We start from the raw sequence: 11,434 nt of genomic DNA, 5'->3' as shown, positions 1-11,434 counted from the left end.
ATCTCCCCCCCCCCCCCACCCACCCCCCCCCCCCCCCCCCCCCCCCCCCCCCCCCCCCCCCAGCCCCGTCCCCTCCCGTTGAAGGGTGGGAAGAAGGCCGGTGGGGGTTTGCGTGGGTGGTCCGGTGCGGCTTGTCGAGCACACGTAATGGGTGCGGGCACGGGCATGTCACGCGGATGGGCATGGGTGGCCAGCCCCCACTCGCCGTCACTCTCCCCCCACGGGAGGGGACGGGCCGGAGGGGGGGGGGGGGGGGGGGGGGGGGGGGACCGGAACCCCCCCCCCCCCCCCCCCCCCGGCCCCGGAGGTCCGTCACCGCACCCACAGCCCCGCGCAGCGGACCCCGCCCGCCGCAGGCGAAACGGCGAGCAACAACCGCGGCGGGAAAGCCGACACCGTGGGAAGCCAAGACCAAGCGCAGCGATAGGGTGGCGCGGTTGCCGATCCCCGAGTCCAGCCGACGGAGACCGTGACTACCACCACCAGCGCCACCAATAACCATCACCTGTCCCCGGCCTTTCCGGGGCGGGCCCCTTGGGGTACCGCGAACAAGCTGCGTGCCTGGCAGCAGGCGGCCATGGACCGCTACATCCAGACGCAGCCGAGAGACTTTCTCGCCGTCGCGACGCCGGGCGCCGGCAAGACGACCTTCGCGCTCACGCTCGCCTCGTGGCTGCTGCACCATCACGTCGTGCAGCAGGTGACGGTCGTCGCACCGACCGAGCATCTGAAGAAGCAGTGGGCGGAGGCGGCGGCCCGGCTGGGCATCAAGCTCGATCCGGAGTACAGCGCGGGGCCGCTGGGCCGCGAGTACCACGGTGTCGCGGTCACCTATGCCGGTGTGGGTGTCCGGCCGATGCTGCACCGCAACCGGATCGAGCAGCGCAAGACGCTGGTGATTCTGGACGAGATCCACCACGCCGGTGACTCGAAGTCGTGGGGCGAGGCGTGCCTGGAGGCGTTCGAGCCGGCGACCCGGCGGCTGGCGCTGACCGGTACGCCCTTCCGGTCCGACACCAACCCGATTCCGTTCGTGACGTACGAGGAGGGGAACGACGGCATCCGGCGTTCCTCGGCCGACTACACCTACGGTTACGGCAACGCGCTGGGCGACGGTGTCGTCCGGCCGGTCATCTTCCTCTCCTACAGCGGCAATATGCGCTGGCGGACGAAGGCGGGCGACGAGATCGCGGCCCGGCTGGGCGAGCCGATGACCAAGGACGCGGTCTCGCAGGCGTGGCGTACGGCGCTGGATCCGCGCGGTGAGTGGATGCCCAATGTGCTGCGCGCCGCCGATCAGCGGCTGAGCGAGGTCCGTAAGTCGATTCCGGATGCCGGGGCGCTGGTGATCGCCTCCGATCAGGAACAGGCGCGGGCGTACGCCAAGCTGATCCGGGAGATCACCGGGGAGGGCGCCACCCTGGTGCTGTCCGACGACTCCGGGGCCTCGCAGCGCATCGATGACTTCTCGCACTCCCAGGACCGCTGGATGGTCGCGGTCCGGATGGTGTCCGAGGGCGTGGACGTGCCGCGGCTGGCGGTCGGGGTGTATGCCACCACGATCTCGACGCCGCTGTTCTTCGCGCAGGCCGTGGGGCGGTTCGTGCGGTCCCGTAAGCGCGGTGAGACCGCCTCCGTCTTCCTGCCCACCGTCCCGATGCTGCTCGGCTTCGCCAACGAGATGGAGGTCGAGCGCGACCACGTCCTCGACAAGCCGAAGAAGGACGGGGAGGAAGATCCGTACGCCGAGTCCGAGAAGGAGATGGACGAGGCGAACAAGGAGCAGGACGAGGACACCGGCGAGCAGGAGCAGTTCTCGTTCGAGGCGCTGGAGTCGGAGGCGGTCTTCGACCGGGTGCTCTACGACGGTGCCGAGTTCGGCATGCAGGCGCACGCGGGCAGCGAGGAGGAGCAGGACTACCTCGGCATCCCTGGGCTGCTGGAGCCCGACCAGGTGCAGATGCTGTTGCAGAAGCGGCAGGCGCGCCAGATCGCGCACAGCAAGAAGCGGCCGGATGCGGAGGCGGATCTGCTGGAGCTGCCGGCCGAGCGGCGGCCGGTGGTCACGCACAAGGAGCTGCTGGAGCTGCGGAAGCAGCTGAACACGCTGGTCGGCGCGTATGTGCACCAGAGCGGGAAGCCGCACGGGGTGATCCACACCGAGCTGCGGCGGGTGTGCGGCGGGCCGCCGAGCGCGGAGGCCACCGCAGGGCAGCTCAGTGAGCGGATCAAGAAGGTCCGGGAGTGGGCGACGCGGATGCGGTGAGTCCGCCGGGGCCCGTGGGGCGGTGTGCCGTGGACGGCGCGCCGCCCTCTTCCGTACCCGCCCCCCCCGCGGGACCGCTGCGACGTGCCGGGCACGTCCGCCCCGTCACACCCGGACAGCCCCGTCACACCCGGATAACGCCCCAGTCCTCCCTGAAACACCACACGGAGCGGAACGGGGCGCTCTGGGCGGACGTACTGGGATATTACGGGCGTGAGCGACCGGATTCTGGACGGACTCTTCCGCTCACCGAACCGGCTCGCTACTGTCCCGGTCACGCACACGCCCCGTGGCAGCGCCGCCGCGGAGCGCAGCCGGTGCCATGCGGCCGGCGGCCTCTAGCGCGCGCTGCTGCCGGGACCGCAGCGCGTCGCGCCCGAGGGCCGCCACTCACCCAGGAGGGCGTCGTGACCGCAGAGACCTCCCAGACACTCGACCGAGGGCTGCGTGTCCTCAAACTCCTCGCCGACACCGATCACGGGCTGACCGTCACCGAGCTGTCCAACAAGCTCGGCGTCAACCGCACGGTGGTCTACCGCCTCCTGGCCACGCTGGAGCAGCACGCCCTGGTGCGCCGCGACATCGGCGGCCGGGCCCGGGTGGGCCTGGGCGTGCTGCGCCTGGGCCGTCAGGTGCATCCGCTGGTCAGGGAGGCCGCGCTGCCCGCGCTGCGGTCGCTCGCCGAGGACGTGGGGGCCACCGCGCATCTCACCCTCGTCGACGGCACGGAGGCGCTGGCGGTGGCCGTGGTGGAGCCGACCTGGACCGACTACCACGTGGCCTACCGGGCCGGTTTCCGTCATCCGCTGGACCGGGGAGCCGCCGGGCGGGCGATCCTCAAGGCCCGGCAGGGCCGTACCCACGACGCCGGACTCGCCCTGACGCACGGGGAGTTGGAGGCCGGCGCGAGCGGCGCGGCGGCCCCGCTGCTCGGGGTGAGCGGCATCGAGGGGAGCGTGGGGGTGGTGATGCTCACCGACACCGTCGCCGAGCGGGTCGGACCGCGGGTGGTCGACGCGGCCCGGGAGGTGTCCGAGGCGCTTCGCTGAGCCCTGGTGCGGCCGGGGCCGTGCGGCGCGGCCGGGGCCGTGGGGTGTGAAGGGGCGGTGGCCGTGTCGTGAGGCGGCAGCGCCGTAAGGCCCTGGTGGGGCGGGGGTCATTTAGGGTGGCGGGGTGTCTGCACGCACCCGAGCCCTGGCGGTCTGCACCGCCCTCGTCCTCGCCCTCCTCGTCACCGCGGTCCTCGCCCCGCTGCCGTATGCGCTCGCGTACCCCGGCATGACGGCGAATGTCCTCGGTAACGACGAGGGCAAGCCGGTGATCACCATCAGCGGCGCGCGGACCCGGAAGACGGACGGGCAGCTGCGGATGACCTCGATCGTGGCGACCGGCCCGGAGGCCGCCGTCCATCTGCCGGACATCGTCAAGGGCTGGTTCCGTACGGACGAGGCCGTGATGCCGCGGGAGGCGGTCTACCCGGTGGGCGAGAACACCGAGGAGATCGCCGAGCACAACGCGCAGCAGATGCGGGAGTCCCAGGACAGCGCCACCAGCGCCGCGCTCGGGCAGCTCGGCAAGTCCGGCCAGGACATCAAGGTCAAGCTGATGCTCGCGGACGTCGGCGGGCCGAGCGCCGGGCTGATGTTCGCCCTGGGCATCGTCGACAAGCTGGACGGCGACGGCGCGGGCCATGACCTGACCGGCGGGCGCACCATCGCCGGCACCGGGACGATCACGGCCGGCGGCAAGGTCGGCGCGGTGGGCGGCGTCCCGCTGAAGACGCAGGCGGCGCGGCGGGACGGCGCCACGGTCTTCCTCGTCCCGCGCAAGGAGTGCACGGATGCGCGGGCGGAGCTGCCGAAGGGGCTGCGGCTGATCCCGGTCAGCACGCTCGACGGCGCGGTGGACTCCCTGAAGGCGCTGCGGACCGGGGGCAAGGTCCCCAGCTGCTGAGCGGGGAGGGGCCCAGCGGCGGACAGCGGACGCGGGCCGGGCGCCCGGCGGTGGATGGCCGCCCCGGACGCCCCTCACCCCTCCTTGATGAAGCCCTCCTGCACCAGCCACTCCTTGGCGACCTCGTGCGGGTCCTCGCCGTCCACGTCGACCTTGCGGTTCAGCTCCTGGGCGACGGTGTTGTTGAGGGCCTTGGTGACCGGGGCCAGCACCTCGGCGATCGACGGGTACTTCTTCAGGGCCTTGGCGTTGATCTCCGGAGCGACGTTGTAGTTCGGGAAGAAGTGCTTGTCATCGGCGAGGACGTGCAGATGCATCGCCTTGATCCGGCCGTCGGTGGTGAAGACCTCGCCGAACGCGCAGGCTCCCTTCTCCGTCTCGGTGTAGACGACGCCGCCGGTCATCTTGCGGATGTTGGCGGACGGCACGTTCATGCCGTAGGCGCGCGCCATGCCCGGCAGACCGTCGTTGCGGGTGGCGAACTCGTTCTCCACGCACATGGTCACGGCGCCGGGGTTCTTGTGGGACAGCGCCGCGACCTCGGAGAGGTTGTGCACCCCCAGCTTCTTGTAGTTCGCGGTGTTCAGCGCCAGCGCGTAGGTGTTGTTCAGCGTCGAGGCCGGCAGCCAGACGATGCCGTTCTTCGCGTCCTCGTCGCGGACCGCCTTCCACTGCTCGTGGGGGTCGATGATCGGCTTGGTGTGGCCGAGGTAGGTGATCCAGCCGGTGCCGGTGTACTCGTACGCGGCGTCCGCCGTGCCGGACCGGACGGCCTCCCGGGCGCCGATCGACCCCTGGATGCTGGTCTTGTCGATGACCAGGGCGCCGGCCGCCTGGAAGACCAGCCCCATGATCTGGCCGAGGACGATCTGCTCGGTGAACTCCTTCGAAGTCACGGTCAGATGCGCCCCGGTGAGCGGGCGGTCCGGATAGCCCGCCTTCGGGCCCGGCAGCACGTTGTCGGACATCGCACTGCCGCTGACCAGGCCACATCCGCCGAGGACGACCGCGGCGAGCAGGGCGACGGCGAGCCGGGTGGCCGGGCGGCGCCGGGGGCGTGCCGGGCGGGGGTGCCTGCTCATGCCGTCACCTCCAGACCGCGCGGACGGAGCAGCAGCTCGGCCAGCGAGGCCAGCCATTCGACCAGCAGGGCGAGCGCCACGGTCAGCACCGAGCCGAGGATGAGGACGGGCATCCGCTGGGTGACGATCCCCGCCGAGATCAGGTCCCCGAGACCGCCGCCACCGCCGAAGGTCGCCAGCGTCGCGGTGCCGACGTTCAGCACCAGGGCCGTACGGACCCCGGCCAGGATCAGCGGTACGGCCAGCGGGAGCTCGACCTGGGTCAGCACGCCGGTGGGGGACATGCCGATGCCGCGGGCGGCCTCGGTCAGCGTCGGGTCGATGCCGCGCAGCCCGGCGATGGTGTTGGCGAGCACCGGCAGCACGGCGTAGATGACCATGCCGACGATCGCCGAGCGGGCGCCGATGCCCAGCCAGATCACCAGCAGCACCAGCAGACCCAGGGCCGGCACCGCCTGCCCGAGGTTGGCGAAGGCCATCGCGACCGGGGTGGCCCGGCGGAGCTTGGACCGGGTCAGGGCGATGCCCAGTGGGATCGCGATGATCAGCACGAAGAAGGTGGAGATCGCGGTCAGCTGGATGTGCTGGCGCAGCGCCAGCCACACCTTGCCGTTGTCCACCGCCTGATGGGCGATGGAGTCCAGCCGGGCGCCGCGGAACCACAGCCAGGTGCCGAGCAGCGCGAGCACCAGGAAGGCCGGCATGAAGGTCCACTTCTGCCAGCTGATCCGGCGCACACCGGCCCGTGCGGACGGGACGGGCGCCTCCCCGGCCGCCAACTCCCGCTGCGACATCTCGACTTCGTCCTTGAAGGCCAGCGCCTCATGGTCGCTCGGGTGCCGCCCGTCCCGGCGCGGGCGCTCGCCGCTCCCGCCGCCGGGGCTCATACGGGGCCTCCCGGGCCGCCCTCGGGGCCGCCCGCCCCGGCCAGGCCCTCCTGCTCCATCTGGGTCTGGCGGGCGCGCCGCTCCTGGAGCTGGTGCTGATGCTCGATCGCTTCGAGGCGGTCCGCCTCCAGCAGCTCATGGACGTTGTTCATCAGCGTCTCCATGTCGACCACGCCGATGTACTCGCCGCGCCGCCCGGTGACCGCGGCCCGGCCCGCGCTGTCGGTGAGCACCGCCTCCAGGGCGTCGCGCAGCGTCGCGTCCCGGGACACGGTGTGCTGGACCAGGGTCCCGGCCCGGGCCAGCGATTCCCTGGCGCGGGCCAGGTCGCCGCGGCGCAGCCATTTGTACGGGCGGCGGTTGCGGTCCAGCAGCAGCAGTTCGTTGTGGGAGCCGGAGCGCAGCCGGTCGAAGATGGTCTCCAGGGGGTCGTCGAGGCCGGCGGTGGGGAAGTCGACCACGCCCACGTCCCGTACGCGGGTCAGGTTCAGCCGCTTGAGTGCCGCCCCGGCGCCCACGAAACCGGAGACGAAGTCGTCGGTCGGGTTGGTGAGGATGGCTTCGGGGGTGTCGAACTGGGCGATGTGCGAGTGCTCGCGGAGCACCGCGATGCGGTCGCCGAGCTTGATGGCCTCGTCGAAGTCGTGGGTGACGAAGCAGATGGTCTTGTGGAGCTCGTGCTGGAGCCGGATCAGCTCGTCCTGGAGGTGGTCGCGGGTGATCGGGTCGACGGCGCCGAACGGCTCGTCCATCAGCAGGACGGGCGGGTCGGCGGCCAGCGCGCGGGCCACGCCGACGCGCTGCTGCTGGCCGCCGGAGAGCTGGCGCGGATAGCGGCCGTGGAATTCGCGCGGGTCCAGGCCGACCAGGTCGAGCATCTCCTCGACCCGGTTGCGCACCCGGCTCTTGGACCAGCCGATCATCTTCGGGACCAGGCCGATGTTCTGGGCGACCGTCATGTGCGGGAAGAGGCCGGACGCCTGGATGGCGTAGCCCACCTTGCGGCGCAGCTTGACCGGGTCCATGTCGGTGACGTCCTCGTCGCCGATCCGGATCCTCCCGTGGGTCGGCTCGATCAGCCGGTTGATCATCTTCAGACAGGTGGACTTGCCGCAGCCCGAGGGCCCCACGAAGATCACGATCTCGCCGGCCTTGACCTCCAGATTGACGTTGTCCACCGCGGGGCTGGGGTTCCCCGGGTAGATCTTCGTCAGGTCCTCCAGATGGATTCTGGCCCCGGAGGCCGGGGCGGTATCGGTCGTCTCAGGCACGGATCCCCCTGGAGATGGTCAGGCGTCCGATCAGGACGTACGCGGCGTCGAAGAGAAGAGCGAGGATGGCGATCCCGAGGGTGCCGGAGAGCACCTGGTTGAGGGAGTTGGCGCTGCCCAGCGAGGCGATCCCGCGGAAGATCTCGTTGCCCAGGCCGGGGCCGGAGGCGAAGGCGGCGATGGCGGCGATGCCCATCAGCATCTGGGTGGCGACCCGGATGCCGGTGAGGATGGGCGGCCAGGCCAGCGGCAGTTCGATGCGGAAGAGCTGGGTGGAGCGCGACATTCCGATGCCCCTGGCCGCGTCGATCAGGTCCGGGTCCACCCCGCGCAGCCCGACGATGGCGTTACGGACCACCGGCAGCAGCCCGTACAGGGTCAGGGCGATCACCGTCGGGGGGACGCCGAGGCCGACGATCGGGATCAGCAGACCGATCAGGGCCAGGGAGGGGATGGTCAGGATGGTGGCCGTCGAGGTGGTGGCGAGGTTGCCCGCCCACTCGCTGCGATAGGTCGCCACGGCGATGCAGACCCCCAGCACGGTGGCCAGCACCATGCACTGGAAGACCGCGCTGGCGTGCTGATATGTGTCCGTCAGCAGCTGGGCGTGCCGGGTGCCGACGTACTCCCAGAAGCTCACTCGGTCTCCTCGGTTCAGTCTCCCGATGCTTGTTTCACCAGCGGGATGATCCGCAACGGAACCGGATTTTCCATCACGATTGCCGTCGAGGCCCGCACGATGCCATCAAAGCCCACAACCCGGTCGATCACCCGCTGTAGATCGGCGTTGGAACGGGCGACGAGCCTGCACAGCATGTCCCCATGTCCCGTCGTTGTATGCAGCTCCAACACCTCGGGAACGGTCGTCAAGTGGGCGCGTACGTCATTCCCTTGACCTTGTTTGATCTCCAGCGTGGCAAAAGCGGTCACGGGATAGCCGAGCGCCGCCGGGTCCACCTCCGGCCCGAAGCCCCGGATCACTCCATTCGACTGAAGCCGGTCGAGCCGGGCCTGGACCGTGCCGCGCGCCACCCCCAGCCGCCGGGACGCCTCCAGCACCCCGATCCGCGGCTCCTCGGCGAGCAGCTCCAGCAGCGCCCCGTCCAAATGATCGATCGCCATCGGCCGTCCCTTCGCTTTTGATGGTCATCATGTACAGATAGCCTGGCGATGCCGCCGTTTCACTAGGCATAATGCCCAGAGGATCCGCGAACTATTGCGCACCTTGTGGATCGGAGAGACTCTGCGGCCATGGCAGACACCACGATGCACCCTCAGCCCACCACCCCCGGCGCGACCCGGCAGGCGGACCCCTTCCCGGTCAAGGGGATGGACGCGGTCGTCTTCGCCGTCGGGAACGCCAAGCAGGCCGCGCACTACTACTCGACCGCCTTCGGCATGAAGCGCGTCGCCTACTCCGGTCCGGAGAACGGCAGCCGGGAGACCGCGAGTTATGTGCTCGAATCCGGCGGCGCCCGGTTCGTGTTCACCTCCGTCATCAAGCCCACCACCGAGTGGGGCCACTTCCTCGCCGACCATGTCGCGGCCCACGGTGACGGCGTCATCGACCTCGCCATCGAGGTCCCGGACGCCCGCGCCGCCTACGAGCACGCCGTCGCCCAGGGAGCCACCGGCCTCATCGAGCCGCACGACCTCAAGGACGAGCACGGCACCGTCGTCCTCGCGGCCATCGCCACCTATGGCAAGACCCGGCACACCCTCGTCGAGCGCTCCGGCTACGACGGTCCCTACCTGCCCGGTTTCGACGCCGTCGAGCCGCTGGTGGAGACCGGCCCGCGGCGTTTCCAGGCCATCGACCACTGCGTCGGCAACGTGGAACTCGGCAAGATGAACGAGTGGGTGGCCTTCTACAACAAGGTCATGGGCTTCACCAACATGAAGGAGTTCGTGGGCGACGACATCGCCACCGAATACAGCGCGCTGATGTCGAAGGTCGTCGCCGACGGCACGCTCAAGGTCAAGTTCCCGATCAACGAGCCCGCGATCGCGAAGAAGAAGTCACAGATCGACGAGTACCTGGAGTTCTTCGGCGGCCCCGGCGTCCAGCACATCGCGCTGGCCACCAACGACATCGTCGCCAGCGTCCGGGCGATGCGGGCCTCCGGTGTGGAATTCCTGGACACCCCCGACTCCTACTACGACACCCTCGGCGAGTGGGCCGGCGAGACCCGGGTGCCGGTGGAGACGCTCCGCGAGCTGAAGATCCTGGTCGACCGGGACGAGGACGGCTATCTGCTGCAGATCTTCACCAAGCCGGTCCAGGACCGGCCGACCGTGTTCTTCGAGATGATCGAGCGGCACGGCTCCATGGGCTTCGGCAAGGGCAACTTCAAGGCCCTCTTCGAGGCGATCGAGCGGGAGCAGGAGCGGCGCGGCAATCTCTGACCGCCCGCCCGTCACCCGACCTCCACCCCCAGAAGACAGCGCTGCGCGCCGACTGCCCCGGCGGGCCGTACACGATCTTCCGTGTGCGGCCCGCGGATGCGAGGCTGAGGGTATGGACCTCATCGCACGTCTGCGCGCCGGGCTCCCGGATGAAGCGATCCTCACCGACCCCGACATCACCGGCTCCTACGCCAACGACATGGCGAGCTTCTGCGAGGCCGGCACCCCCGCCGTGGTCGTGCTGCCGCGCACCGTCGAGCAGGTCCAGCACATCATGCGGACGGCCACCGAGCTGCGGGTCCCGGTCGTCCCGCAGGGGGCGCGTACGGGGCTGTCGGGCGCCGCCAACGCCTCCGACGGCTGCCTCGTGCTCTCGCTGGTCAAGATGGACCGGATCATCGAGATCAATCCCGTCGACCGGATCGCGGTGGTCGAACCCGGTGTCATCAACGCCGTGCTGTCCCGCGCGGTGAACGAGCACGGCCTCTACTACCCGCCCGATCCCTCCAGTTGGGAGCAGTGCTCCATCGGCGGGAACATCGGCACCGCCTCCGGCGGCCTGTGCTGCGTCAAATACGGTGTCACCGCCGAGTACGTCCTCGGCCTGGACGTCGTCCTCGCCGACGGCCGGCTGCTGACCTGTGGCCGGCGCACCGCCAAGGGCGTCGCGGGCTACGACCTCACCCGGCTGTTCGTCGGCTCCGAGGGAAGTCTGGGCATCGTCGTCCGCGCCGTCCTCGCGCTCAAGCCGGAGCCGCCCCAACAGCTCGCCCTGGCCGCCGAGTTCCCCTCCACCGCGGCGGCCTGTGAAGCCGTCTGCGAGATCATGGCCCGCGGTCACGCCCCCGCGCTGCTGGAGCTGATGGACCGGACGAGCATCCGCGCGGTCAACGCCATGGCGCAGATGGGGCTGCCGGACAGCACCGAGGCGCTGCTGCTGGCCGCCTTCGACACCCCCGAGCCGGCCGCCGACCTCGCCGCCGTCGGCGCGCTGTGCACCGCGGCCGGCGCCACCGAGGTCGTGCCCGCAGAGACCGCCGCCGAGTCCGATCTGCTGCTCCAGGCCCGCCGGCTGACCCTGACCGCGCTGGAAAAGGTCAAGTCCGCCACGATGATCGACGATGTGTGCGTGCCGCGTTCCCGGCTCGCCGAGATGCTCGACGGCACCGCCGCCATCGCCGAGAAGTACGGCCTGACCATCGGCGTCTGCGCCCACGCGGGGGACGGCAACACCCACCCCACGGTCTGCTTCGACGCCGCCGATCCGGACGAGTCCCGCCGGGCCCGTGCCTCCTTCGACGACATCATGGCGCTCGGCCTCCAGCTGGGCGGCACCATCACCGGTGAGCACGGGGTCGGTGTCCTGAAGAAGGAGTGGCTGGCGCGCGAACTGGGGCCGGTGGGGCTGGAGTTGCAGCGCGGCATCAAGGATGTCTTCGACCCGCTGGGAATTCTCAACCCGGGCAAGCTTTTCTGAGGTCCACGGGAATTGCTGCCGCGTATTTTACCCGTGGTCGTCAGTACGTGCAGAAAGGTTGAGTCCGCGCCGAGGTCCTGACGTGGCGGGGC

Annotated in this window: 10 protein-coding genes; 5 read left to right on the top strand and 5 right to left on the bottom strand. The window is 70.4% G+C overall.

Translation table 11 applies throughout. The features are described from left to right. The first annotated feature begins 469 nt into the window (after positions 1-469). The 3 genes from ACZ4XD_RS22585 (at position 470) to ACZ4XD_RS22575 (ending at position 4,219) form a co-directional block, all read left to right on the top strand. The gene (locus ACZ4XD_RS22585) at positions 470-2,266 is read left to right on the top strand and encodes a DEAD/DEAH box helicase (RefSeq protein ID WP_468044693.1); all 1,797 of its coding nucleotides are present in this window, start codon (positions 470-472) and stop codon (positions 2,264-2,266) included. Positions 2,267-2,673: 407 nt separating this feature from the next. Further along, entirely contained in the window at positions 2,674-3,315 is a 642-nt protein-coding gene (locus ACZ4XD_RS22580) for an IclR family transcriptional regulator (RefSeq protein WP_468044691.1), read from the top strand. A gap of 124 nt (positions 3,316-3,439) precedes the next feature. Continuing rightward, a complete protein-coding gene (locus ACZ4XD_RS22575) occupies positions 3,440-4,219 on the top strand; it encodes a S16 family serine protease (protein WP_468044689.1) in 780 nt (259 codons plus the stop codon). Between the two features lie 74 nt (positions 4,220-4,293). Here the strand turns inward: ACZ4XD_RS22575 and ACZ4XD_RS22570 are convergent, their stop codons facing one another. From ACZ4XD_RS22570 to ACZ4XD_RS22550, 5 genes are read right to left on the bottom strand one after another with little or no spacing between them, the layout of a single operon-like run. Beyond that, positions 4,294-5,301, bottom strand: a complete 1,008-nt coding sequence (locus ACZ4XD_RS22570) for a glycine betaine ABC transporter substrate-binding protein (protein ID WP_468044687.1) — start codon at positions 5,299-5,301, stop codon at positions 4,294-4,296. Next, positions 5,298-6,188: an ABC transporter permease gene (locus ACZ4XD_RS22565; protein WP_468044685.1), complete on the bottom strand. Its 891-nt coding sequence runs from the start codon at positions 6,186-6,188 to the stop codon at positions 5,298-5,300. Before ACZ4XD_RS22565 ends, ACZ4XD_RS22570 begins: the two co-directional genes overlap by 4 nt. Then, positions 6,185-7,459: a betaine/proline/choline family ABC transporter ATP-binding protein gene (locus tag ACZ4XD_RS22560; protein ID WP_468044683.1), complete on the bottom strand. Its 1,275-nt coding sequence runs from the start codon at positions 7,457-7,459 to the stop codon at positions 6,185-6,187. The genes ACZ4XD_RS22565 and ACZ4XD_RS22560 overlap by 4 nt, the downstream gene beginning before the upstream one ends. After that, complete coding sequence (locus ACZ4XD_RS22555) at positions 7,452-8,099, bottom strand: ABC transporter permease (RefSeq protein ID WP_468044681.1); 648 nt, start codon at positions 8,097-8,099, stop codon at positions 7,452-7,454. Before ACZ4XD_RS22555 ends, ACZ4XD_RS22560 begins: the two co-directional genes overlap by 8 nt. Positions 8,100-8,113: 14 nt before the next feature. Further along, complete coding sequence (locus tag ACZ4XD_RS22550) at positions 8,114-8,581, bottom strand: Lrp/AsnC family transcriptional regulator (RefSeq protein ID WP_018091280.1); 468 nt, start codon at positions 8,579-8,581, stop codon at positions 8,114-8,116. A 129-nt stretch (positions 8,582-8,710) separates the two neighbouring features. On the opposite strand from ACZ4XD_RS22550, the gene hppD reads away from it, so the two are divergent. Both hppD and ACZ4XD_RS22540 read left to right on the top strand, forming a co-directional pair. Then, on the top strand, positions 8,711-9,865 hold the full coding sequence (gene hppD / locus ACZ4XD_RS22545) for a 4-hydroxyphenylpyruvate dioxygenase (protein WP_468044679.1): 1,155 nt from the start codon (positions 8,711-8,713) through the stop codon (positions 9,863-9,865). 112 nt (positions 9,866-9,977) lie between these two features. Next, the gene (locus ACZ4XD_RS22540; protein WP_468044677.1) at positions 9,978-11,342 is read left to right on the top strand and encodes an FAD-binding oxidoreductase; all 1,365 of its coding nucleotides are present in this window, start codon (positions 9,978-9,980) and stop codon (positions 11,340-11,342) included. Positions 11,343-11,434: the final 92 nt, after the last annotated feature.

The organism is Streptomyces sp. NPDC029466 (assembly GCF_055574515.1).
Note: the sequence above shows the minus strand (reverse complement) of the source record. Positions and strands in the feature narration are given on the sequence as shown.